General features: G+C 43.9%; 20 protein-coding genes. 1 reads left to right on the forward strand and 19 read right to left on the reverse strand.

Annotated elements, in window-relative coordinates:
* Window positions 1–11 precede the first annotated feature (11 nt).
* From M3196_RS17940 to M3196_RS18030, 19 genes are all read right to left on the reverse strand, one after another.
* A complete protein-coding gene (locus M3196_RS17940) occupies window positions 12–890 on the reverse strand; it encodes a carbohydrate ABC transporter permease (RefSeq protein WP_251323715.1) in 879 nt (292 codons plus the stop codon).
* Between the two features lie 21 nt (window positions 891–911).
* The gene (locus tag M3196_RS17945) at window positions 912–1802 is read right to left on the reverse strand and encodes a carbohydrate ABC transporter permease (protein WP_251323716.1); all 891 of its coding nucleotides are present in this window, start codon (window positions 1800–1802) and stop codon (window positions 912–914) included.
* On the reverse strand, window positions 1792–4737 hold the full coding sequence (locus M3196_RS17950) for an extracellular solute-binding protein (protein ID WP_251323717.1): 2946 nt from the start codon (window positions 4735–4737) through the stop codon (window positions 1792–1794). Before M3196_RS17950 ends, M3196_RS17945 begins: the two co-directional genes overlap by 11 nt.
* A gap of 30 nt (window positions 4738–4767) precedes the next feature.
* Window positions 4768–6141 carry an ABC transporter substrate-binding protein gene (locus M3196_RS17955; protein WP_251323718.1) on the reverse strand — a complete coding sequence of 458 codons (1374 nt, stop codon included), beginning with the start codon at window positions 6139–6141 and terminating at the stop codon, window positions 4768–4770.
* A 24-nt stretch (window positions 6142–6165) separates the two neighbouring features.
* Window positions 6166–8550, reverse strand: a complete 2385-nt coding sequence (locus M3196_RS17960; protein ID WP_251323719.1) for a beta-galactosidase — start codon at window positions 8548–8550, stop codon at window positions 6166–6168.
* A gap of 11 nt (window positions 8551–8561) precedes the next feature.
* Window positions 8562–9536, reverse strand: a complete 975-nt coding sequence (locus M3196_RS17965; protein ID WP_251323720.1) for a LacI family DNA-binding transcriptional regulator — start codon at window positions 9534–9536, stop codon at window positions 8562–8564.
* Between the two features lie 206 nt (window positions 9537–9742).
* A complete protein-coding gene (locus M3196_RS17970) occupies window positions 9743–10645 on the reverse strand; it encodes a sugar phosphate isomerase/epimerase family protein (RefSeq protein WP_251323721.1) in 903 nt (300 codons plus the stop codon).
* Between the two features lie 4 nt (window positions 10646–10649).
* Window positions 10650–11816, reverse strand: coding sequence for an ROK family protein (locus M3196_RS17975; RefSeq protein WP_251323722.1), 1167 nt, complete (start codon window positions 11814–11816; stop codon window positions 10650–10652).
* 26 nt (window positions 11817–11842) lie between these two features.
* Window positions 11843–12829 (reverse strand): hypothetical protein, encoded by a 987-nt coding sequence (locus tag M3196_RS17980; RefSeq protein WP_251323723.1) that lies wholly within the window; start codon window positions 12827–12829, stop codon window positions 11843–11845.
* A gap of 191 nt (window positions 12830–13020) precedes the next feature.
* Window positions 13021–14097, reverse strand: coding sequence for a Gfo/Idh/MocA family protein (locus M3196_RS17985; RefSeq protein ID WP_251323724.1), 1077 nt, complete (start codon window positions 14095–14097; stop codon window positions 13021–13023).
* 86 nt (window positions 14098–14183) lie between these two features.
* A complete protein-coding gene (locus M3196_RS17990; RefSeq protein WP_251323725.1) occupies window positions 14184–14939 on the reverse strand; it encodes a sugar phosphate isomerase/epimerase family protein in 756 nt (251 codons plus the stop codon).
* A 17-nt stretch (window positions 14940–14956) separates the two neighbouring features.
* A complete protein-coding gene (locus M3196_RS17995; protein WP_251323726.1) occupies window positions 14957–16015 on the reverse strand; it encodes a Gfo/Idh/MocA family protein in 1059 nt (352 codons plus the stop codon).
* Window positions 16012–16839: a sugar phosphate isomerase/epimerase family protein gene (locus M3196_RS18000; RefSeq protein ID WP_251323727.1), complete on the reverse strand. Its 828-nt coding sequence runs from the start codon at window positions 16837–16839 to the stop codon at window positions 16012–16014. The genes M3196_RS17995 and M3196_RS18000 overlap by 4 nt, the downstream gene beginning before the upstream one ends.
* A 206-nt stretch (window positions 16840–17045) precedes the next feature.
* On the reverse strand, window positions 17046–17912 hold the full coding sequence (locus M3196_RS18005; protein ID WP_276531431.1) for an ROK family protein: 867 nt from the start codon (window positions 17910–17912) through the stop codon (window positions 17046–17048).
* A 291-nt stretch (window positions 17913–18203) separates the two neighbouring features.
* On the reverse strand, window positions 18204–19265 hold the full coding sequence (locus M3196_RS18010) for a BtaManbiosPhlase (protein ID WP_251323728.1): 1062 nt from the start codon (window positions 19263–19265) through the stop codon (window positions 18204–18206).
* Between the two features lie 13 nt (window positions 19266–19278).
* Window positions 19279–20202 carry an MTP-1 family protein gene (locus tag M3196_RS18015; protein ID WP_425311029.1) on the reverse strand — a complete coding sequence of 308 codons (924 nt, stop codon included), beginning with the start codon at window positions 20200–20202 and terminating at the stop codon, window positions 19279–19281.
* A 17-nt stretch (window positions 20203–20219) separates the two neighbouring features.
* Complete coding sequence (locus M3196_RS18020; RefSeq protein ID WP_251323730.1) at window positions 20220–21047, reverse strand: carbohydrate ABC transporter permease; 828 nt, start codon at window positions 21045–21047, stop codon at window positions 20220–20222.
* Window positions 21034–21906 carry a carbohydrate ABC transporter permease gene (locus tag M3196_RS18025; RefSeq protein WP_251323731.1) on the reverse strand — a complete coding sequence of 291 codons (873 nt, stop codon included), beginning with the start codon at window positions 21904–21906 and terminating at the stop codon, window positions 21034–21036. Before M3196_RS18025 ends, M3196_RS18020 begins: the two co-directional genes overlap by 14 nt.
* Window positions 21903–23222, reverse strand: a complete 1320-nt coding sequence (locus M3196_RS18030; protein WP_251323732.1) for an ABC transporter substrate-binding protein — start codon at window positions 23220–23222, stop codon at window positions 21903–21905. Before M3196_RS18030 ends, M3196_RS18025 begins: the two co-directional genes overlap by 4 nt.
* Window positions 23223–23565: 343 nt before the next feature.
* On the opposite strand from M3196_RS18030, the gene M3196_RS18035 reads away from it, so the two are divergent.
* Window positions 23566–24579 carry a substrate-binding domain-containing protein gene (locus M3196_RS18035; protein WP_251323733.1) on the forward strand — a complete coding sequence of 338 codons (1014 nt, stop codon included), beginning with the start codon at window positions 23566–23568 and terminating at the stop codon, window positions 24577–24579.
* The last annotated feature ends 61 nt before the right edge of the window (window positions 24580–24640 follow it).

The raw sequence follows: 24640 nt of genomic DNA on the forward strand, positions 1-24640 counted from the left end.
CTCCTAACTTCTTACTTAATGCCTGAGTGTGCCATCGTATTCATGACCTGGCTCTGCAGTATGATGAAAATAATTAAGTTTGGTACGAACATGATGAGTGAAGCGGCTGCCGCCAGCCCCTGTCCGGCAACATTATTGCCAGATACTTGAGAGGTCAGCGTTGACATATAGAACGAGAATGTTTTTAACCCTTCATCGTTTACGTACAGTGATGAACTCTCGATGGTGTTCCAGACAAGCTGGAAGGATAAAATCGCGATCGTGGCAATCGCCGGCTTTACTAAAGGTACGATAATTCTTAAAAAGATCTGATAGTCTGAAGCGCCGTCAAGTCTCGCCGCTTCCAACAGCTCATCCGGGATCTGGTCAATGAACTGCTTTACTAAAAACAGGCCGATCGGCATCGCCAAGAGCGGCAGTATGTGAACGAGAAACGTATTGATCAGACCGAGTTCATCGATTAAAAGATAACGCGGGATCGCGACTGCTGCCGGGACGAACATTAAGGCAAGCGTATTGATCTCAAAGATCGCTTTTTTCATCTTAAAGTTCTTTTTCGATAACGCGTACCCGGCCATCGTGCTGATGATTACGGTAAGCACGACAACGATCAAGGTGATCACGACGCTGTTGAACAGAAAGCGCGACATCGGAACACCGGTATCATTCGTTTTCGTAAACAGATCCACAAAGTTTTGCAATGTCGGTTTATCCACTAAGAAACGAGGCGGATAAGCAAACAGTTCATCGATCGGTTTAAAGGCGTGAAAAAATATATATACGATCGGCAAAGCCATAAATACAGCCAAAGGAATGAGAAATAAGTAGAACTTGAGCTGGCTTTTATGAAACTTTGACGGGTTCATCTTTGTTCCTTGAAAGGCTGACACTAATCATCACTCCTTAAAGATCTAGTCCTTCTCTCCAAACAGCCTCCAGGCTACTTTTGAAAATGCATATACGACGATCAATAATACAACAGAAACGGCTGCTGCATAGCCCATCTCATACCGGATAAAACCGTAATCCTCCAGATGGTTTACCATCAGCTGACCGGCGTATTGCGGGGTCGGGTTCGCGCCGGATAGGGCAACACCGATCGCCCCAGCCTGAAAGGTCCCAACGACTGCCATAACTGCACCGAACAGCATCTGCGGCTTCATTGACGGAATCGTGATGTAGATGATCTCTTGAAAACGGTTGTTGATTCCGTCGATATAGCCTGCTTCGTAGATCTCTGTATTGATGTTCAAAACACCAGAGAGCATGGCGAGAAATCCGACGCCCATGCTTCCCCACAATGTGACAAAGATCATGATTTTCATTAAATATTCAGGAGACTGCAGCCATTGGATCGGTTCAAGCAGCACACCCATCGTTAATAAAAGGCTGTTCAAGTACCCTGTCTCATCCCCGCTAAAAATGATCGTCCAAACAACGGCCATCGCCACACCGGCCGTCATGGACGGTGAATAGATGATAAGCGCGAGGACAGTCCGCATTCTTTTCGGCACTTGGGCAAGTAACCAGGCAAGGATGAAGGAAAGGATATAACCGCCAGGTCCTACGATCAGTGCAAAGGTCAGTGTGTTCGGCAGTACTTTCTGCATGAACACTTCATCTTGTGTGATCAAGCCGACGTAGTTGCTTAATCCGATCAGTGTCGGTTTTTCGATCGCATTGAAATACGTGAAGGACAATAGGATCGCTGCAGCAACGGGAATGATGATAAACGTTGTAAAAAGGATAATGTACGGTGCAAGGAAAACCCAGTGTGTATGATCTCGTTTTTTATTTCTCATCTTCATCGCCCCAACTTTTCACTTGTTCAATGGTCGGAATCGGATAAGGTTTAACCATCTTTCCGTCCTTCATGTAACCGAACTCCTCCATCTTCCGGCTGATCTCCCTGTCGATGGCGATCACGGAATCATCGACCGCCGACCTTGTGTTGATGCCATCGAACACGACTCTGTTCCAGATGTTGCTCAGTTCCCGCTCAATCATATAAGAGCCTGGATTCTTCGGTACTTCGTATAAATACTCCCACTGCTTCAGGATCGTTTCTTTATGCTCGTCAGGCCATGGGAGGTTCTTGAATGCTTCGAGGTTTGACGTGTTCCACATGTATTCCGGTCCGTACAGCATCTGCAGGCTTGTCGCAAACTCGGTTTGTGTTTCCGTGGACAGCCACCATTTCATGAGCTCCCATGAATGCTCTTTGTTTTTTGTTCCTTTAAAGATCATCGCTGATTGCCCAGATCCTGTAGCCCAGCGCTCAACGGTTCCATCTGCCTGTTTCACGCCCGGATGCGGAGCGATATCCCACCAGCCTGCGATCTCAGGAGCTGCTGCGGTTAATTGGATATACGTCGTAAAGTTCGCGATCCCGATCGGAAGTGTTGAATACCTGAAGTGGTTGTAGAAATTCGGCACTTGCAGCGGCATGCTGTAGATCGTGTTCAAGTCCGCCATAAACTGAATGCCTTTTAAAGCTTCTTCACTTCCGATCGCTGTTTTCATGCCATTTTTTCCGTACAGGTCGCCTTGGAACTGGTAGATGTATGGCGCCGTTGTCTGGAACGGCTTGAACCCTGTTGCCCCCGCGATCGGTGTATAATAGTTCATTCCGAACCGCTGAAGCTCCGGCAGAATGCCTGTCACGTCTTCCCACGTATTCGGAACCGGCAGATTCAGTGCCTGCATAATATCTTTTCTATAAAATTGAACGAAGAAATCCTGTGTTTCCGGCATCGCATACACCTTGTCCCCGATCATGAGCGGTAAAAAGGCTCCCGGAGAGAACTGTTCACTCACTTTTTCAAAATCATCGAACTGATGCAAATCAACAGCTGCACCGCGAATGGATAGTTCATAAGGAAGCCATGAACTTATTCCGAGTGCAATATCCGGCTGTTTATTGGACGCGTTTGCCAAGATCAGCTTCTGTTCTTCCGGCATGATCGAGAACTTCACTTTAATACCCGTTTCAGGCGTAAAATTCTGATCCGATAAATTTTGTAAAAGCTCTACATATTGCCGCGGTCTGTTCACCCAGACTTCTAGCGTTTCTTCATCCGCTTCCTTCACCGAATAGTTTTCCGAGAAGAAGGATAAGAAGAATCGTTTGATCGAATCGATTAATTTCTCCCAGAATCCTGCTTCAGCATCAGGCAGTTCCTTTTCGCCGCCGTGCACATAAAAACGGTCTACGGTGAGCGGCTGTTCTGGCAATGTGACAAGCAGGTTCCCGAGCATCTGAGCTGCGGATGATGAGCCTTCAGACAGTTCGGTCAGCCTGCCCGGAATCTCATCTGGCTCTTTGCTTAAATTACGCAGCTTCTGAACAGCCATCTTAAGGGAGACCATATCTTTTGAAGCATTTTCAGAACCATCCAGACTTTTTAGATAGTCAAGCTCACGGTCAAGTTCTTCAGCCCAACCTGCTAGCTGTTTATCGATGCCTGGAATGAACTCGCTGATCTTCCAGTTTCGGGATCGGTCAGTTTGGTTGCCTGTCAGCTTTCGGATCTCAAGCGTAAGTTCTTCCATCTCCCTCATGACTTGGTTTGTCGTATGGATGACGGGTTCTACCGGTGAAGCGTCTGCTTCTAAACCGATCTCGTGCTCGCCTTTTGTTAAATAGAATAAATAGGCTTTGCCCTCTTTGTTTTCCAGTGTGACGTTCGCCATTTCTTTTTTAAAATCGAAGGTAATGGGGGCTACTTCAGAAAATGGAACCTCGCCATCGATCAGCAGCTTGCGGAATACAGGACCGCCCGTTTCTTTGTTCTGCAGGACCTTGAACGTAAGCTTGTAGTAGCCTTCTTTTTTCACGTTTACTTTCCAGTTCACCGCTTGTCCGCTCGTCGTCCAGGAATCACCGCCAAGCGTGTTCAAGAGCAAGTTCTTTGGATTGCTTGGTATCGCTGATGAATCGTTGGCTGCAAACGGTCTTATGTAGGAGCTGTTTTTCGTATAGTTCTTTTCCGCTTCACGTGTAAGCAATGCATCGACTTGCTTCTGGTTTTTGTTTTCGTTCAAGTACTCTTCATAGGTTGGCAGTTTGTGAGGAGAAGAAACGTACACGTTTCCAAGCAGCATCTCGCCACTAAGATTCGCCAGTTTGATCGTATTCTTTCCTTTTTTTAGCTCATACTTCAACGGCTTGGATTGAAGCTGGCTCGCATCTTCAGCCGTCAGCCTGTCCCATTTCGGTACACGCTTTTGCTTTGGAATCATGTCATTGCCAAAACGGTCTTTTTCAAATTTGTCTTTCGCATTTTTCCAGTTAGCCGGAAAGACGATCCTTCTGCTTTCGTAGAAAGGATACTCCCCGTTCACCTGGATTGCGCCCTCTATTGGAACAACCTCGCTGCTTAACGGATAATAATCAAATGAAAGTTCGTACAACCCAGCTTCTTCTACGTTAATCTCATAGGAAACGGATTTTTGGTTATGCCAATAGAAAACACGATCATCATACCCTTTGCTTTCAGGCACAGGCAGCAGGTCTTTTTCGTTTACGTTCAAAAATGTTGAAGGAGGTACGGACGCCTCAAAATCTGAAGCGTCCGTCAATCCTTCTTTCTCCCAAGTTTCCAGGACGGTATGATAGTTTTCCTCCACGACTTGCTCGGCAGGTTTATCATTACTGTTAGTCTCAGCAGATGTAAAACCATGTGGAAAGATGAAGAACAGCATAATAACCGACCAAACGAATCTCTTAAACTTCATACTATCAACCTCCCCTTAACTTCAGGCTTTCTACTTTTTACTTAAAGCCTCATTTGCTTCCTTGCTTTTTTGGTCTGCTAATTGATCAAGCTGTTTTGCATAGTCTTCTATTTTTAAGTTGCCTTTAATGATATTGTCCATCAGCAACGCTACTTTTGCGTTTGCTTCTTCTCCCGCCTTAACGCCTGTCGGAGCTTCCCATCTTGCGTCAACATAGCCCGGAACTGTTTTTACCGGTTCAACGATCGCTTTGTCAAGACTGTCATAAGCTGTTTTGATCCCAGGCACTTCACTCATTGCAAAATACTCGTCCAAAATTTCTTGATCAGCGTTAACTGGCAAAGTGTTCATCGGCTTTCCTTCTTTATCAGAGATCGCCATACGCTTCATCAAACCGTCTTTTCCAAATGACATCCATTTAGAGAAAAGATAGGCTTCTTCTGGGTGCTTGCTCGTTTTTGAGATACCAACAAAATCGTTCGTTACCCCAGTTCTTCCGCCAGGGAGTCCGATAAAGTCCCACTCAAAGCTTGCTTTTTCTACCAGATGAGCGGTTGACCAAGTTCCATCCCACTTCAGAGCTACTCCGCCATTCATCCATGCTTCTTCAGGATTCTCACCTTTAAAGTTCGCTTTTTGCTCGTCGGTTAACGATTCATAGGCATAGCTGTTTGTTGTAAGTTCTTTTGCCAGATTTACACCTGAAATGAATTCTTTGCTATCTAGAGAATATTGACCGTCTTGCAGGGTGTACCAGCCCATGTCGGGGTTTTCAGCAGCGGGATACCAATCAGGAATAGAGTTTGCATGATTAAGACCAGCAATCCCTTTGTTTACATTCGATACTTCTTTTACAGCCTTCGTAAATTCTTCTACTGTAAAGCCAAACTCTGGATAATCCAGGTTCGCTGCATTGAATAGATCCTTGTTCACAAGATAACCCAAGAAGTGCTGTGCGTAAGGAACCGCATACACTTTATCTTTGTAAGTCGCAGATTGGCGAACGGCTTCTGGAATGTTGGCGAAGTCTTTATCCTTCTCCGTCATTTTTGTAATATCCATCAGCCAATCGTTTGATAGAGCAAGCGGAACTTGCGGAAGTGCGAACACATCTGGCATCTTCCCCGCACTCGCTGCTGCAGATAATGTTCCGTTCCAGTCCGTTGTACTGACCGACTCATCAATTTTCACTTTAATGTTTGGATGTTCTTTTTCGAACGCTTTAATCATGAGACGCTCAAGGTTTTGTTCTTTTTCCGTACCTAATGTCCAGCTTGCAAACGTAATGGTCACATCTTCTTTCTTTTCTTCATTGGTGCTTGTACTCGCCTTTTCATCAGAACTGCAAGCAGCTATCGAGAAAACTAATGCTAAGATTGCCAATAGTGAGAAAACTTTTTTCATACGTATCACTCCCATTTCATAGATTTATAGTTTTGATGCATGAACGGCCACAGGGTTAAAATGAATGATTTCCGTTTCAAGTCTTGACTGAACCAGAACTTTAAACTGATTCTCAGCTGTTTTTTGGACCTTAACGCTTTCACTTTCAGCAGGGATCCATTGTGAAGAGTTGAAAACGAATTCTTCTTCAGGCTGCGTAAGTTTAATAGAAAGCTGAAGCTTGTCCCCTTCTTGCTCCACGTTAAATATTTCTCCTGTTCCATATGCGATGGAAAGGTCTTTTCTTAGCGGAACATCGATCGGAAGCATGAGACCTGCTCTTTGCGGGATGACCAATTCTTTGCCGCCAAACAGCTGCTCCCCTTTGTAGTGAATTGTCGTTTTCTTTTTGTATTCATCAAAGTTTTGAATAAACACAAAGCTGCCGGTTTCTGGATGAGTTCGGACGGTTATATCAAGCTCCTCTTCCAGTTGGAATCTGCTCTTGATCCTTGCCCTTTCCGCAAGGTGCACAATCGTATCGTTCTGATAGTTAAAGTTGTGATCCATGCCGATGCCAAACATGAGAAGCTTTCCTTTTCCAAGCTGTTTTTCAAAGGCGATCACGTTTCTGTCTTCATCCTCGGTAAGGGCAAATGCGCCATCTTTTATTTCATAGTGCTCCTGGTTGATGACGGGCACATTGTCCATGTCGCCGATCTGGGCGAAACCATGGCGTTTATGCCCTTTAACCGCAACGCCAATATAATCTTTTAACACGGTGCAAGGTACGTTTTTCATCGTTTTTACCGGAATGGTCGGGAACATGATCAGCTTTCCGCCATTTTCGAGATATGAAACGAGCTTTTGTTGGATTCTCTCATCCATCCACTCTGTCGTGAACATCCAGAGCGTCTGCAGTTTTTCAGGATCAAGCTCTTCATCATTCAATAGATTCACAGCGTCATAGATGATGTTGTTCACTCGTAACGCTTTTGCCAACCCGTTATACAGATAAGCATCACGTTCATGCTGAATTTGATCGGTCATGCTCTTCGTATGCTCATCATGAAACTCTGTCATGTAATAATCCGGATAAAAGGCAAAGTGAGTGTCGATTTCAGGCTTCGTCTCAAGAAGCGGTTGTTCATACACTTGAAGCATCTTCCCGATATGCTGGATGACACTATAATGAGGTGCCTTTTTACCTTCAACGGTTAAAGCGGCCTGCCAGTCATGGCGCTTTCCGAACAAACCGATATTTTCATAGTTTTCTCCGGCAGCGAACATGTAATAGTTAACTCCGTTCATCCCGTCGGCGACACATAATCTTGTCGTCAGATCGAACGTTGGCGGCTGGAGCCTTGGTTTATCGTGAATGCTTCCGCCCTGGAACTCAGCTGAGAACAAAGGCTGTTCGTTCCACTGGATGGCCCGTGTAAAAGCATTTGCGAGCACGATATCCGTATAGTTGTCGTACTCAATATTGCCGATATAATAATCACCGGCCATGAGGACATTTTCGATTTTCGCGGTCTCCAATAATTGTGAGATGCCGATCGGGTACATCGTACCTCGCTTCGTCAGGTCGATCGTATGGAACCCGTGGATGTTCACCACAAACGGTACGTCGATCCCTTTTTCCTCCGCAGACTGTTTTAGATGTTCGATGAATCTTCGGTAGTGCTCCCGTAAAAACAGGCCAAACTCATTTCGGAGCGCATGTGCGTAGATGGCTTCTGGCTTTTTGATCAAGATTTGCGAGAAGCGGTCGATTTCCCCGTAAGGAACGCGGAACGACTCTTCAAACTCCTGCTTTGTATACTTGTTTTTCAGATGTTCCGTAAACTCGTTTAACGTGGACTCGTTGTAATCCGGCTGATTCGTCACCCAGTGGAACATGCCCACTTCATTATCTAGCTGAAAAAGGATAACGGACCCGCCGTTTGTAACGAGGAACGGCTTAATCACTGAGCAAACATTCGTATACCAGTTCTCAAGTTTTTCTAAAAATACAGGATGGCTGTAGCTGACTACCCTTGTCGGATGAGTCTTTCCTGTGTTCGTCTTGGCAACAGCTTCCGGATAGGTATCGATGAACCAAGTCGGTACACCATGGTCAACAATTTCAGCCATAACGTAAGGACCTGGACGGACAAGACAGTACATCCCTTCTTCCTTAACCAGTTGAAGAAACGTTTCTAGATCTCTCTCAGGACGCGTTTCACCTGTCAAATCTGTTGAACCTTCTTCGTATTCATGAAAGATCCATGGTACATACGTGCTGATCATGTTGGCTCCCGCTTCCTTCACTTGGTGGATCCGCGTTCGCCAATCCTGCTTAGGAACCCGGAAGTAGTGGAGCTCACCACCGAACAGCAGCACTTCTTTGCCGTTCACGATCACTTTTTCATTTTTTATCTGAATCATAAATCACCTCTTCACCCGGAAGTCCGGCTCATTAGTTCCACTGACACGCTTTCATCAATGTCACATTCGTAATCAGGATCCATCATTTTAAACAAGGCATGTGCAGCGGTTTTGCCCCACTCTTTTCTCGGTACTTTTATCGTAGTTAGCGGCGGATTAAAGTATTGAGATACATAAATATCATCAAATCCAATGATCGCGATATCTTCAGGTACTTTAAGACCCGTTCCTTGAATGGCTCTGATCGCTCCCATCGCCATCTCATCATTGGCACAGACAATCGCTGATGGGAGGTCTTGGCCATGCTCATCTATGTATTGGCGCATCGCAGCAAATCCGCTTTGTTCGGTAAAATCAGCACGGAGTAGGTCTTGGTCTGAAAGGCGGATGTCATGCTTTTGAATCTCCTTTTTAAAACCTTTTAAGCGAGACTCGCCGTCATAAGATTCTACTGATCCTGTCATGTAACCGATCCTTTTGTGACCTTTTTTCAGAAGATGGTTCACCGCCATCGCTGATCCTTGCTCGTTTGGAAGAAGAACAGGTTTGATAAAAGTGGACTCCAATTCCCGGTCCAATACAATGCATGGAAGTTTTTCATCTGCAACTGATTTTAGGAATGAATCCTTCATATGGTAGTTAAGGATGATTGCTCCATCGACATATCTTTCTACCAGGAGCCGGTGCTTGTCATCAGACGCATAGACCATCAGCTCGTATCCGTTTTGAATAACCACGTCCTGAATACCTTCCATCATGTCGGTAAAAAAGGGGCCGGTAAATCCACTCAGAAACAAACCGATAATATTTGTTTTCTGCTCCTTCAGATTTTTGGCCAGACCGTTGGGGCGATAACCGATCTCCTTTGCAGCAGCGAGAACCTTCTGTTTCGTAACATCTGTGATCAAAGTGCTTCCATTAATGGAATAAGATGCCGTTGAAAGGCTGACACCAGCACGTTTCGCAACATCTTTTAATGTGACCAACTACCACCCTCCTCCGTCTGTAGAAACGTTTCAAAAAACAAGTAAAAAAATAGACTTACATCCTTTTTGAAACGTTTCAACTGAAAGGAAAAAAATAAAAACCTTTACAATGAATTGAAACGTTTCAATGGCAATATTATAATTTATATTGTAAACGGTTACAATAGTACTTTTTGAATATTTTGAAATATTATGAGATAATTTGTCTATATTTCTCTTATTTTCACTTGTGGTTCAGCAGAGAACCCTGGAATCTTTTCAAGATACTGTTTTGAGATAACTATTCCTTGCTTTGTTTTTGACAGATCTCCTCCCCAAACAGGATCTTCGTGTTCTACACTCATTGCACCCGTGTATCCCACTTCAGTCAGTTCAGAAATAAATTTCGTCCAGTTTAGGTCTCCCAAGCCGGGTAAACGGTATCTCCACCAGCTGAAATCTGATAAAACCCCCGCCCTCTTAAGTTGTTCATGATTGATTTCAGTATCTTTTGCATGAACATGAAAAATTTTGTGGCCGAATTCTTTAATGGGAAGATACGGGTCGATGAACTGCCAGAGGAGGTGAGAGGGATCATAAGCTAGACCAATATTTGGTGAATCCAGTCTTTCAAATAACTTCCTCCATAGATCTGGTGATATGGCGATATTCCCCATGAGCGGACAGTTCTCAAAGGCAATCTTAACGTTCTTTTCTTCAGCTAGTTTGATAACATCATGGAACAATGAAACGACCTTTTCCAAACTGTATTCAGGTTTTGACCGGATTGCATCATAGCCATCGTAATGATCACCTTTTGCGGATTCTGATATTCCAGTGGAAGTCACTACGACTGGAATACCGAGTTCACCCGCCATCCTCACACGGTTAAAGAGTTCATTTTTATGAAGAGCAGCCAGTTCTTCGTCTTCACTTAAAAAGTTTCTGCAATACGTTAACGCTGCGATTTCTATCTTTCTTTCTGAAACCACTTTTTCTAATGAATGAAATGGTACATTAGGTCCTACTTCTAAAGCTTGAAACGCATGATTAACCGACCAATCTACAATATCTTCTATGTCATTCATACCGTGATGAACCAATGAATTTGTTAAAAAACCGAGCTTCATATCCTCACCTTTTTTCTGTTAGATTTGCATGGAATATGGCATAAAGCAATGCTAAACTCGCAGCCCCGATCACACCGACCTGTTCTCCCATAGAAGAAGCCTCGATCTCAACTTGTCGTTTTTTATCAAGAAAAGAAAGCTCTCGGACCTCATTTCTGATTTCAGAGAGCAAGGGCAGTTCTGAATCAGCAAGCTTGCCTCCTACCATAATCTTATTTACATGGAGCATATTGATGAAAGAAGTAAGAACCGTTGCGATTTGTTTTCCTGCATCTCTTGCCCCTTTTAGCATGTTTTCGTTGCCATGCTTGCATCCCGTTATAAAATCATCGATAGAACTTACATTAAATTCTTTTTCAATCGCAGCTTCGGATGCATACCGTTCCAAACAGCCACGGCTTCCGCACCAGCAAGGAGTTCCATCTGGCTGGTAGATCATATGACCTAGTTCGCCCGCACCTGTCAGATCACTTCGAAACAGCTGGTCTCTCAAATACATGCCTGAACCGATTCCTTGTCCGAGATAAACACATAGGAAATCCGTTTCATTCTTGCAAGATCCAAATAGCTTTTCAGCAAGCGCCATCCCTCGAACATGATGATCAAGATAAACAGGAATATGGAAGCGGGAAGAAATAGCCGATACGAGATCAACGTTCTCCCACCCCATATGTTCTGCTTCTAAAATCCGGCCGTTATCAAAATCAACAAGTCCGACTGACCCTACTCCGATGCAGGATACCGGAACTTTTGAAGTCGACAGAAAGCCTTCAAGCTCTTTTATTAATACATCTAAAAAATCGTTCTGATCGATTTTTTCAGGAATGGGAAAACGATGAAACTGCAGCACCTTCCCCTTTAAAGTCATGATGCCGAATTCAACACGGTCACTGCGGATATGAACACCCGCAATACGCTTGGACTCTTCATTTAAATCAAGGACGATGGTTTTGCGCCCTGCCCTCTTTTCCCCGCCTTCCATACTGCCAATCTCTACAACGAGTTCTTCAGCCATCAATTCCCCGATTATGTTCGTGATGGTGGCTGGTGTCAGCTTGGTAAAAGCAGCGATCTCCTGACGGGAAGGCTTTTCCAGCCTAAGAATCGACTGCAGTACGAGTGAGCGGTTTAACTGTTTCGTTCGTAACGTATTTTGACCGATGAATGACATTCTTTTCCTGACTCCTTATTTACGTGCTAGATTTTTACTTTACATAGACGCAGTTCATGCGCACCGTCTTCTCTTGTATATTCATAATAGTACCATATAGAGCCTTCATGAATGATCGCATCTACGTAACGGACTGCTTTACCTGATGCCGTTTCGAGTACTGGGCCATCAACGTTGATCTTCGCGAATGTTCTTAGATCGAACGAAACAGCCAGTGCCATTTTTTCTTCATAATTCTGTTCTACGCCGACACTTCCATCCCATAGGACCGTGTATCCGTGCTGGGTTGGAATGATCGTAGTGAGGCGTGATTGATACTGGTCCCATCCTGAATCACTAACCGGGATCACCGTATCCACCCAATCAAAATGGATTCCGTCTTCACTGATCGCAAGACCTGTTGGTGCAACTGCAAGGCCCGTATTATGGACATCGCCTGTTTGGTGCATCTCTTCTTTAACAGCGGAATCCAGTCCTTTTGCATATACAAAATACATGTAATACTTGTTTTCATGCTTAACGATATAAGGATCTTTTACCCCTTCAACGCCAGGACGGTCGCTTGCAGTCAATACCTTCTTGCGGTTTTCAACCTGGAAGGATGATGGCGTCTCTGCTTCGACGACATCGATCCGCCAGCGGTTATCAGCAGGATCGACATAACTGATGTAAAGACGGTATAGTTCATCGCTAACTTTTACGAGTGCAGAACGTTCAATCGAACTGGAGTTTAATTCGCGTTTATGGACACTCCAAACATCAGTAAAGTTTTCTCCGTCTTTGCTGCTCGCAATTCTAACTTCAAATCCGCGCTCATCTTCACCGTGTCCGCGAGGGTTGCGAAGACGGTAATACAGATAAAACGTCTCATCTTTGTCATCATATAAAACAGTTGGTGCCCCTGCCCAATATCCTGTTTCGTTTCCAAGAGGTGATATGACTGTTTTTCCTTCTTCAGGGTTGAAAAGCGGTGCCAGATTTACGATTGTGTCCTGTGTTTTTGTTTGTTCCATTATAAAATCCTCCTTTATTATTTCAGTTTTACGGTACGTGTTCTTATATTTATTACACGTTCGCTCAGACTCATTGAGGTTTCGCTCAAAAATGCCGAGTTACGCTCAAACTACCTTTAGTTTCGCTCAAAATATCCCTTTTTCGCTCAAATTACCTACATGGCAACAAAGTTTACGCGAAAACAGCCTTTTTATTCGATCTCTGAAACAGAGACTCTTCTTCCTTCTTGGCTGGATAATACTGCCGCATCGATCACTCTTGCACTTTCAGCTGCATAAGCAAACGACAATTCATGAGGTTTGTTGTTTTTTACCGCTTCATAAAACTCTTGATATTGTTTGCCGCGGGCAAGTCCTTTGAATTTATGCCTCTCCTCGATCTCAAGTTCTTCCCGTTCACCCGACCAAGAACCGTCAGCATTCTTTTTTCTTAAAAAAATCCGGCCGTGCTGATCCATAGAAACAGCTGATTTCGTCCCCACAATTTCAAGGCCGTCACCATCCTGCGGCAGAAGCCGGGAATTGTTCAGCGTAATCATTGCTCCGTTTTCTAACCGAGCGATCACAACGGCCAGATCATCGTTCGTAACAGGGGCAGCAGATGATCCTTCTGACTGGCGCGCTTGGATGAATGTCGCAAGTTCAGCCTGTACGCTCTTAATTTCTCCGCAAGTTTTATGCAGAAAAAAATGAATGAGATCTACTTGATGAATGCCAAAATCTGCAACTGCTCCAGCGCCTGACGTTTCTTTTTTCATACGCCATTCCATTCCGACGTTCGGGTTTCCGATCCTTCCCCCGCCAAGCTTATGACGGTAAGAAAAGATGTCTCCAAGTTCCCCGGATGAGATGACCTCTTTGATCAGCTGAGCATATGGATGGTACCGGTATTGCATGCCCATGTAGTTGACGACACCTGCAGACGCTGCTTCTTCGGCCAGTTTTTTCGATTCATAAAAGTTGACTGAAAGAGGCTTCTCACATAGAACAGGCAGCTTTCTTTTGAATGCTTCTCTTGCGATTGTTCCGTGGGATAAGTTATCTGTACAGATTACAACAGCATCTACTTTGTCCAATAGTTCTTCAAGGCTTGAAGAAATTAACGATGAAGCAAGATTGTGCTGCTGGATCCATTGTCGGGCGTTGTCCGGTACGATATCGTAAACAGCAGTTAGTTCCCATTCGGGATTCGCCTGAATACCATGCAAATGATCACTCGCAACACCGATCGTTCTCCCGGTTCCAACAATTCCTATTCGTAAGCTCATTTTCGTGCACCTCCTAAGTAAGATCATTAAAAAATAATTAATTAATTCATTAAATTTATTAATTCAACTATAATGATACCACTTGGTTATCTCCCTATCAACCTTTGAATATAGTTGTAACTTGTTTGTAAACTATCGAACGGGTCTCCCGGACATTCATCCTGCTCCACGACGTACCATTCGATCCCGGATTTCTCTCCCCACTCTATGATCGGCTTGAAGTCGATTGTCCCTATACCAAGCGCTGCGTATGTCTCCTGTTCATCATTCGTCATGTCTTTCAAGTGGATAATGGGCATCCGGTTTTTATATGGGCGGATAAACGCCAGCGGATCCTTTCCAGCCTTTTTAATCCAATACACATCGATCTCTGCCAGAATTTTATTTTCTTTTTCTTTTGGATCCAGTATATATTCAAGTGCCGTCTGGCCGTTGATCATTGTGTTCAGTTCAAAATCATGGTTATGATAGCTAACACGGATATCCGGATGCTTTTCCGCTATGCTGTTAAGCAACTGTTTAACATGCTGATAGCTTTCGACGGTCCGCATCTCTTCAGAAAGGTAAGGAAAAACGATATCTTTCGTTTCGTAAAGCTGTGTTTCTTTTAATACGTTCTCAAGATCGTTTTCCATTCTGCCGATTGGTACGTGCATCCCGGCTGCTTGTAGATGTAACTCTTTTAATGTATGTGCCACTTCGGCAGGGTCATATTTTGGAGGCAGCGCTGATATTTGAACACCACTCCATCCCATCTTCTTGAGGTCTTTTAGTACGCTAAAGAGATCCTGTTCAATTTCATGACGTAGTGTATAAAGCTGTACGGCAAACTTTTCTATCATTCTTACACTCTCCTTTTTTATTGTGCTGCTTTCACTGTTTTCAATGGCAGTTTAACTTCTTTTCCGGTCCTTGCAGATTCATAGATGGCTAAAATGATTTCGAGTGGCTTCAATCCTTCCTCACCGTTGACCAGAGGCTCCCTTCCTTCTCGGATGGCGTTCATCATGTCCTCGATCTGCAGACGATGGGCATAACCAAAAACCGTTGTCGGGTCTGGTGTATCGAAATCGTTTGCCGCTAAGTTGGTGGATCGGCCTTCCTGTTCAGCGGACTTTAAAAATAAATGCGTCAGCCGGTCATGCTCGATAACGGCAGAGCCAGCGGTTCCAAAGATCTCAAGCCGTGAGGAGAGGCCCGGATACGCACTTGTTGTTCCGACGATCGTCCCGAGTGCACCGCTCTTAAATTTGACGGTTGCCACCGCAACGTCTTCCACTTCGATGCGTTCATGAGCGAGTGTCGCCGTATGCGCAAAAACGCTTTCGACCGGACCGACTAAGTATTGAAGCAGATCGATCGTATGAATAGACTGGTTCATTAACGCACCGCCCCCGTCCATCGCCCATGTACCGCGCCATGCCCCGCTGTCATAATAACCTTGCGTTCTGTACCAATTCACTGAACATTCTCCAAGCACCATATGACCAAACTGGCCGTCCTCTATCGCACGTTTTACTTTTACCGTTGACGCATCAAACCGGTGCTGTGAAATAACTGCGAGCTTTACCCCAGCTTCCCTGCAAGTTTCGATCATGGCTGTTGCTTTTTCATAAGTCACATCGATCGGTTTTTCAGCGATCACATGCTTGCCATGGCGAGCAGCTTCAATCGCAATGTTTGCCCGAAGGCCGCTTGGCGTCAAGATGTTTACGATATCGATATCTTCTCGTTTCAGAAGATCCAGATAGTCCGAATACCAATCAACGCCGTAAGCTTGGCCAACACTTTTTGCGCAATCTTCCACTACATCCGCAACAGCAACCAGTTTGGCTCCTTTAATGTTGTTGATTTCTTCTGCGTGCGTACGGCTGATCACACCGCAGCCAATAATGCCGAATCGAAATTCCGTTGTCATGATGAAACCTCCTTATTTATTTTTGCTAAAATGCGGTTTAAGTCTTTTGCCGCGTGTTGAAAAAGCTGTTTCTGGCTGTAGCCTGAAAATTCATCTTCTGCGGCCAGATGATGTTCGATCGATAAAAATCCTGAATAGTTATCTTCGGTTAATTTTGTTAAAAGGTCTTGGATCTCTCCGTCCCCCAGCCCGGGAGGAAGCACTTTTCCGTCTGAAAAACGGGCATCCTTTATATGCACATATTCGATGTACGGCTTGAGTAGAGGATACGCCTCTGTATAAGGCTTCACGCCGCATTGCACGAAGTTTGCCATATCAAAAACGGCTCGAAAGTATGGAGAAGAAATTGCTGTTATGAGATCCAAACAACATTCCGGGCTGTCACCATAGATACCCTTTTCGTTTTCATGAAGCAGGATAACATCATTTTCTTCTGCTTTTTTCACCATCGCCTTCGTCCGGTTGATTACTTCCTCCCTGTGTGTGAAGTGATCATCATTTTTCGGGATAAAAAACGAAAAAACCCGGATGTAAGCGGTATCAAAATTCTTAGCAAGCATGATGACTTTATCAAGGTCTTTCAGCTGTGTTGAGAAATCATCCAGGATGCTTATCTTTCCGATAGGTGACCCAATGGCGGATACGCGAAACCCTCTCTTGTCGAGTTCTTTCTTGATATGTGTGATTTCCTGTTCGGTTAGTTCGATTATATTTTTTCCCCAAACACTTCTGAGTTCAATGTGTCTGATTCCTTCAGACTCCAAAACATTGAGCTGTTCTGTAAGATCTGGTGATATCTCATCGCCAAATCCTGTTAATTTCATCAAATATCCCCTCCTTTTTTAGTGGCAGGTTTGGTGATGAAACGTTTCGATTTTAGGTAAAAAAAGATTACAGAAGATTTGATTAATTAATTTATTGAATTATTTATCATTATAGTTTCAATTTAAGAAGAGCACAACATAAGATTCATAGGTAAATAGTGCGTTTTTAAATAAAAAACTGACCCTTAATCGAGTCAGCTTGTCTGTTATAGTCTTTTCGCCAGCGCTAATGCCCCGCACAATCCGGCATTGTCACCAAGTTCAGGCGGAACGATATAGTCATCTATATTTACTAAAAGGTTTTCATGCTGGATATAACCGTTTAAAAAATTCACCACGTTTTCAATAATGATCGGAAACAGCTGTTTTTGCTGCATGACGCCACCGCCGAGGATCATCTTTTTAGGTGAGAGTACCAGGGTATAGTTAACTAGTGCTTGTGCGAGGTAATAAGCTTCTAGCTCCCACACTTGCTGGTTCGCTGACAACACAACTCCTTTTTGACCCCAGCGGTTTTCGATTGCTGGGCCTGAAGCCATTCCTTCGAGACAATCTCCATGAAACGGACAATTTCCTTTATACGTGTCGTCTTCATGACGTCGAACGAGAATGTGTCCCATCTCTGGATGAAGCATCCCGTGAAGAACCTTTCCTTCCGAAACGGCACCAACTCCGATGCCCGTTCCAACCGTCATGTAGATGCAGCTGTCGAGACCTTTTGCGGCTCCCCATTCCAGTTCCCCGAGAGCCGCCGCATTAACATCTGTATCAAAAGCCATCGGCACATCAAGTTGTTTTTTCAGTTCGCCTAGCAGATTAACATTTTTCCAATGCTTTTTCGGTGTGCTCGTGATAAATCCGTACGTGGAGCTTTCCTGGTTAAGATCGATTGGTCCAAATGAGCCCACGCCAAGTGCCTCAATCTGCTTATCTTTAAAATAATCTGTCACGAGTTGCAGCGTTTCTTCCGGTATTGTCGTTGGAAAGCTGATCTTCTCTATGATATCTCCGTTTTCGTTACCTATTCCGCATACAAATTTTGTACCGCCTGCTTCAATTGCACCTAAAATCATGGTAACCGCTCCTTTCGTTAGCTAGATTTTAACATGAAAATGGGAGTGTGTACTCTTTTGAATGACGTTTATTGGCGTTTCACGGTACGTGTTCTTTTATCTGTTACACGTTCGCGCAGGATGAAGTGAGTTTCGCCCAGTGAACCCTCTGTTTCGCTCAAAAACCTCTTCGTTTGGCTCAAAGAGTACGTGTTTTCGCTCAGACTGCCTCATGTTTCGCTCAATAGCGACTTTCAAGGTCTAAATTCAAATAAAAAGAAGCCAAAACCTCAAGTTTTGGCATTCATCTTCTTATAAATACGTCAACGAGTCCAAAATCTCCTGTAAACTCAGTTCTGCACATGCCATTGAAGTATCGGCTACGCCGTAATACATCTTAACGACGTCATCTTCAACAAGCACACCGCATGAGAACACAACATTTCCGAAGAACCCATCTACTTCATAATCTGCTTTTGGTTCTAGGATCGGCGTTTCCGAACGAGCGATCACTTTTGCCGGATTCTCCAAATCTAGCAATACCGCCCCCATGCAATAACGGTCTTCCTTTGATGCGCCGTGGTAGAGCTCGAGCCAGCCTTTTTCCGTCTTGATCGGAACCGCACCGCCACCGATTCTGCCGTTGTCCCACATACCATCACGCAATCCGATCAGGTGCTTATGATTGCCCCAGTGCAAGAGATTCGTAGATTCCGCGATCCATATTTCCGGAGCACCTGTACTTTTCGGAACCGGCCGGTGCAATGCATAATAAAAGCCGTTAATTTTTTCAGGAAAAATTAATACGTCCTTGTTCTCCGGGCAAAAAATCATTCCGTGGTGCTCCACTTCAACAAAATCCTTAGTAGAAACGAGTGACTCGCCGACACCAGCCGGAGATACGGCGCTGTAATAAATGTAGTACGTATCACCGATCTGGGTAACGCGAGGGTCCTCGATTCCGAACGTTTCAAGTTCATTTGATGGATAGATGAATGGCTTATCCTCAATCGTAAAGTTGCGTCCATCCGTGCTGCGAGCGAGTCGAATGTAGGAAAGCGAAGTTAAATATGAAAAGCTTTTACCGTTTTTCTTTTCGCAAATAACACGCGGATCTGCGAAATCGTATCGTTCGTCATCTAAATCAAACGAGTGGATCTCCAGTTCTCCCGTTTCAACATTATAAACCGGTGCTTTTACAACATTTGAGTCTTCACTAATCGGACGTTCAGCCACGCGCAAAAGCATGATGACTTCATCCTTATATTTAGCGATTCCAGCGTTAAAGGCTCCGATTACTTCAAAATCGTCACGGTGCGGTTTTACGTCACGAGGCGTAACGAGCGGGTTTTCTTCATATCGATACACATTCATGCTGCATGTCCCCTTATTTTTCAAATTGGTTAAACGGATCTTGAATCAAGATTCTGTGTGCTTCGGCGTCACTAATACCTGCATAAAATTCTGCTGTTCCGTCTTCTTTTCGAACGAGCCCGCCGCTAAACACCACATCTACTAAATCAGGTCGTTTAGATGCACCCGCTAAAAAATCGTCACGAATAGCAATAAGCTGAATTTCTGTATGTTCACCTGTTTCAGGATTCAATGAAAACACCATCGGATAGTAATGACGATTTCCTTCTTCATCAAAACTCGCGATGTGACCAAGTACACCGATGTGTCCGTTGTTCAGGATATGGAGCTCGTTTGCACCGCCCCATTCTCCTTCAGCAAACTGTCCTTCTAATAGCGGTGCCTCTTCAATCACATCAAGTGTTAATTCTTCTAATGAAGAAATCCGCGCGAATCCAATCTTTCCACGCCCGCCCTTTTCTCCTTGAGGACGAGTCAGAACAGCAACGCTTCCATCTTTTAATTCTGCGAGACGAAGATCTTTCATCCCGTCAGGCCCTTTAAATAACAGTTTTAAATTTTCAATACTAGAACCTTTGTAAAAAACTGTACGCCAGCCAAGTGCACCTTCATTTGTCGGATGGGGAAAAATCTCCACTCCTCCAAGCAACAGCTCACCACCAATCCTAGTTACGAACGGATCTTGCAGTTCAAAAATTGGTGCTCCTTCTCTCGGTGTCCAAACGCCATCACGGTTCACGAAAAAGTAAACTTCTGAATGCTCGGTGTCACGTGCTTCTACACGTCCTGCGATAATCAGCTCTCCTTCATCTTCAAAGGGAGCTGTAATGTTGTACACATCTCGGTCACTAACACCGGTAAACGTTAATTTTTCCGGGTTCACCGGCTGATCTTTCTCCAAATATATTTCCACTAATTCTGCACAAGTTTTTGTCATGATCATTCTCCTTCAACCTATTTAAGCGTAAACTGCATGCCTTCTTTAAATTGTTTCGAAAAGAACAGGAACAAGATGATGATCGGAACCGTTAATAAGACGGATGCTGCGTACATCGGACCCGGGTATCCGCCGTATGGTCCGAACATTTGAGATAGCAGGACATTCAGCGTCAGCATGCTATCACTTCTGACCACAATCATATCCCACAATAATTCCGTCCATCTTTCCATGAATAAGAATAGGAAAACAACGGTTGTAATCGACTTTGACATCGGCAGTACGATTTTATATAAAATTTGAAAGTTAGAAGCTCCGTCCAGTTTAGCGGCTTCAATAAACGTGTCCGGAATCGCCCGGAAAAAGTTCGTGTACATGAAAACTGCCCACAGACTCATCGCTTTTGGCAGGATCATCGCCGTGTATGTGTCATATAGCCCTGCGTTTTGGATGATCAAAAACGTTGGGATCAGCAAGATGATCGCCGGGAAAAACATTTGGAACAATACTGCGTTATTGATGAAGTCCCGTCCTCTAAAGTTCATTTTTGCAAGGGCAAAAGCGACCATTGCACCCGTTACCATCATGAGTGCGGTCGAAGCTGTTGAAACTATGACGCTGTTAAAGAAAGCTTTCAGCCACGGTCTTGCGATTCCCGCTTCTCCACCTGAGAAGAGCCATTCATAAGAACGCAGTGTTAATTCAGTCGGAACAACCTTTTTATCAACTTGCGTCCAGTCGGCAAATGAGTTCATAACCATATAGAGGTATGGAAAAACCATAACGATAAGCAATGCAAAAGCGATTAAATAACGGAAAGTTAATCCTTTTTTAGACCCAACCATTACGTTTCCCCCACATCTCTAGTAATTTTCTAATGATTAAAATGGAAGCGAACGTTACAACTGATGCGATGATCGCAACCGCTGACGCGTAGCCTGCACTCAAGTTCGTAAACGCTTGTTTAAAAATTTCCATCTGCCATGTGTTTGTAGCGTAGTTTGGTCCACCGCCTGTCAGCTGGTAAACCTCTGTGAAAATCCCGAATGACACACCGATTGATAGGATCAATACGGTAAACAACGCTGGATACAACAGCGGCAAAGTTATTTTCCAAAAGCGTTGTGACGGTGTTACTCCGTCGATGGCAGCCGCTTCATAAACATCTTTATTGATGCTTTCAAATCCCGCTGTCAGAATAAGTGCGTAATATCCGGTGAACTTCCAGGCGATAATCGCCGCAACCACGAGCAATGCAGATAACGGTGTGCTCAACCAGTCAATTTCGATTCCGAAATTTCGTAAAAACACGTTGAAAGCACTGTTATGTGACAGCAATCCTTTTACGATTAAAGATGAAACAACTCCTGATGCTAGATAAGGTAAAAAGAAACCAATCAAAAACAATCCTTTAAATTTCGGCAGCCCGTGAATAACAAGTGCAACAGCAAGTGACGAAACAATTACCATTGGTACGAAGGCTGCCATGAACTTAAACGTTACGAAGAATGCAGCTTGCACTCCAGGGTGCTTAACCGCTTCTATAAAATTATCAAAGCCTTTAAAGTAGTAGACTGGCGAGATCAGATTCCAGTCCGTAAATGAGAGGTACATCGACCAGATCAGCGGTACGGCGAAGAAAATAATCGCATATAAAAGGTAAGGACTGGCGAATAGCCAGCCCGTCCCGTTTGTTTTCTTCATTTCTTAAGTTCCTCCTTTATGGCCTTCTTCATTTCGTTCCAGCCTTTTTCAGGATCAACTTCTCCCTTCACGATAGGGTTCACAGCATAACGGCCAATATGTGTCTGAAGCTCGTTATATTTTGCGTTATCAATCGAAGGTATTGCGTTCGGAACAGCTTCCGCATATGGCTTCAGCTCTGGATTTTTATCAAAGAATGCTTTGAACGATTCATTTGTTGAAAGATCATCACGAGCAGGTGGCAATTTAGTCGTTTCAAGCCACTTCAAATCGTATTCAGGATTCGAATAAACAAAATTCATAAACTCCATCGCCGCTTTCCGCTCGTCTTCGGTTGCAGAAGCATAGATAACGATTCCTTTTGTATCAGCGAACGTATTGATGTTCTCTTGCTTAGCATCATCTGGAACAGGAGGTAGTGATAACCCAAAGTTTTCGTTGTATTTCATCTCAGGGAACTTTTCTTCCCAATAGCTGAACGTCCATGGACCAAGATCAGTAAAGATACCAAGACCATTTTCAAAAGGATCTGTAGACTGCTTGGTTAAAATCCCATCTTCTTTTCTTAAGTCATCCATAAATTGAAGAGCATTGATTCCCGCTTCGTCTTCGGCTACAAACTTCTTACCTTCAATAAAATTGTTTCCACCGGACGCCGCATCATAAAGCATGAAAAAGTCAAACCATCTATGATGTGCTGTTGGATCTGCAAGTGCAGGTTTAGCCCAAACATACTTTTCAGGGTATTTCGCTTTTAGCTTTTTCGCAGCATCAAGAACTTCACTATAAGTAGCCGGCATTTTATCCACGCCAACTTCTTTTAAAATATCGATTCTCCAGCCGAATAACATCGGGTTTGAGTAAATGGGCATTACATATTGATTGTCATCTGAGAACTTCCATGTTTTAATCGTGTCTGTCATGTTACGATTTTCCAGCAGCTTATCCCAGCCTTCGATTTCGTTGAGCGGAACAAGCGCTTTGCTTTCAGCGAGCTGAGCCGCGAACCCACGGTTGATGTTTTCAGACATCGTCGGAGCACTCTTACCTGCGATCGCAGATTGGATGCTCGCTTCTGAAGTTGGACTTTCTTTCATCGGACTTACTTTAACGTTAATTTTTGGATTTTCTTTTTCAAATTCTTTCGCCATCTCTTTCCAATACACTTGCTGAGTCGGGTTTGGAGCCGCCCAGAATTCGATTGTTGTTTCTCCGTTAGCGGACTTTCCGCCGCCGTTTCCAGTTGAGCAGCCTGCAAGCGCGGACGCTGCAATCGTTGCGGTAAGGAAAAGAGATGCTGCCTTTTTCATTTTCATCAGAATATCCCCCTTGTTAATAGTCTTTCCGAGCTATGGTGTACTACCCAAAATGACAGCGCTATCATTCTGAGTTAAAAAATTTACTTCCCTAAACATTACAATGTAAATATTGTAATTACTTAAATGCGTTTTGTAACCTTATGTAATGTGATTATCACATGTATACGTAATGTTGTCAAATGATTTTGCTGACAACTTGAATTTAATTTAAGCCTTCATTTTACAGCGTTAAATGATCATTTTAAATTAATTAATAGAATTTATTTACTTAATCTACCTTTTCGTATATATTTAATTTGTAACGTGACAAAATTCTTTTTTTGGAAGGTTTGTTTATATTATGGCGAAAAAAGTGTCCATGCAAGACATTGCGGATCGATTAAGCATTTCAAAAAACTCCGTGTCTCAGGCTCTCTCTGGTAAGCCAGGTGTGAGTCCTGCCACTCGTAAAAAAATAGAAGAAACAGCTAAAGAATTAGGGTATCAATACAAGACGATCCCAGCGAAAACAGATAACGGTGGAACTGGAAACATCGGACTCATTGCATCCGATCTCGCTTTTTCATTGCAAAGCTTTTTTGGAAAGATCTATTTAAGTGTGGAAAAAGAAGCAACAAACAGAGGGCTTAATGTACTTATTCAATCGGTAAGCAACGAGGCGAAAGAGAATCTCACTCTTCCATCGTTTATTGAAAACAAACAAGTCGATGGCGTCCTTATCTTGTCACATATCAGTACGGAATATATGAATAAGGTCATCGCAACGGGGATTCCAACGGTAACGATCGACCACCATCATCCGCTCATTCAAGCAGATGCGATTCTAACAAATAACCGATTCGCTGCCTATACTGCAGTTAAACACCTGATTGATCTTGGACATGAAAAAATTGCATTCGTTGGAGATACCCGTTTTTCACCGAGTTATCATGAGCGGCTTGAGGGTTATTTGCTCGCTTTTCAAGAGCATGAGCTGCAAGTTGATGATGAAATGATTTTTTCTTCTGTTGAGGAAAGTGAAATCGTGGTTCGTAATCTGGTGGATTCATTGGAGAAACAACCCACAGCCTGGTTTTGCGTAAATGACGGACTCGGATTTTTTGTTCAGTCTTCTCTTCAGCAGAAAGGGTTACGCGTGCCTGACGATGTATCTGTCTGCAGTTTTGATAACGGCCAGCTTTCCAGGTTAGCCAATCCGAAGATTACGACGATGGATATTGACCTAGAGCTGTACGGCAGAAAAGCGATCGAACAGCTCGTCTGGCGAATGGAAAACACTGAGGAACCAATCACAGAGCTGCTTCTCCCGGCAAATCTACTAAAACGTGAGTCAACTTCTAAAGTTAATAAATAAAATGGAGCCCCTTGGTTGCAAGGGGCTTTCGTTATACATGTTGTTGGTTTTACGGTACGTG

The organism is Fictibacillus nanhaiensis, from assembly GCF_023715445.1.
Taxonomy (GTDB): Bacteria; Bacillota; Bacilli; order Bacillales; family Fictibacillaceae; genus Fictibacillus; species Fictibacillus nanhaiensis_D.

Excerpts from the sequence above, each read along its gene's own strand:
- M3196_RS18000 (WP_251323727.1), bottom strand. The coding sequence starts at position 16,839 with ATGAAATTAACAGGATTTGGCGATGAGATATCACCAGATCTTACAGAA.
- M3196_RS17990 (WP_251323725.1), bottom strand. The coding sequence starts at position 14,939 with ATGATAGAAAAGTTTGCCGTACAGCTTTATACACTACGTCATGAAATT.
- M3196_RS17975 (WP_251323722.1), bottom strand. The coding sequence starts at position 11,816 with ATGTCATTCATCGGTCAAAATACGTTACGAACGAAACAGTTAAACCGC.
- M3196_RS17945 (WP_251323716.1), bottom strand. The coding sequence starts at position 1,802 with ATGAGAAATAAAAAACGAGATCATACACACTGGGTTTTCCTTGCACCG.
- M3196_RS17985 (WP_251323724.1), bottom strand. The coding sequence starts at position 14,097 with ATGAGCTTACGAATAGGAATTGTTGGAACCGGGAGAACGATCGGTGTT.
- M3196_RS17980 (WP_251323723.1), bottom strand. The coding sequence starts at position 12,829 with ATGGAACAAACAAAAACACAGGACACAATCGTAAATCTGGCACCGCTT.
- M3196_RS18025 (WP_251323731.1), bottom strand. The coding sequence starts at position 21,906 with ATGAAGAAAACAAACGGGACGGGCTGGCTATTCGCCAGTCCTTACCTT.
- M3196_RS17970 (WP_251323721.1), bottom strand. The coding sequence starts at position 10,645 with ATGAAGCTCGGTTTTTTAACAAATTCATTGGTTCATCACGGTATGAAT.
- M3196_RS17960 (WP_251323719.1), bottom strand. The coding sequence starts at position 8,550 with ATGATTCAGATAAAAAATGAAAAAGTGATCGTGAACGGCAAAGAAGTG.
- M3196_RS17955 (WP_251323718.1), bottom strand. The coding sequence starts at position 6,141 with ATGAAAAAAGTTTTCTCACTATTGGCAATCTTAGCATTAGTTTTCTCG.
- M3196_RS18030 (WP_251323732.1), bottom strand. The coding sequence starts at position 23,222 with ATGAAAATGAAAAAGGCAGCATCTCTTTTCCTTACCGCAACGATTGCA.
- M3196_RS17995 (WP_251323726.1), bottom strand. The coding sequence starts at position 16,015 with ATGACAACGGAATTTCGATTCGGCATTATTGGCTGCGGTGTGATCAGC.
- M3196_RS17950 (WP_251323717.1), bottom strand. The coding sequence starts at position 4,737 with ATGAAGTTTAAGAGATTCGTTTGGTCGGTTATTATGCTGTTCTTCATC.
- M3196_RS18005 (WP_276531431.1), bottom strand. The coding sequence starts at position 17,912 with ATGATTTTAGGTGCAATTGAAGCAGGCGGTACAAAATTTGTATGCGGA.
- M3196_RS18015 (WP_425311029.1), bottom strand. The coding sequence starts at position 20,202 with ATGACAAAAACTTGTGCAGAATTAGTGGAAATATATTTGGAGAAAGAT.
- M3196_RS18010 (WP_251323728.1), bottom strand. The coding sequence starts at position 19,265 with ATGAATGTGTATCGATATGAAGAAAACCCGCTCGTTACGCCTCGTGAC.
- M3196_RS18035 (WP_251323733.1), top strand. The coding sequence starts at position 23,566 with ATGGCGAAAAAAGTGTCCATGCAAGACATTGCGGATCGATTAAGCATT.
- M3196_RS18020 (WP_251323730.1), bottom strand. The coding sequence starts at position 21,047 with ATGGTTGGGTCTAAAAAAGGATTAACTTTCCGTTATTTAATCGCTTTT.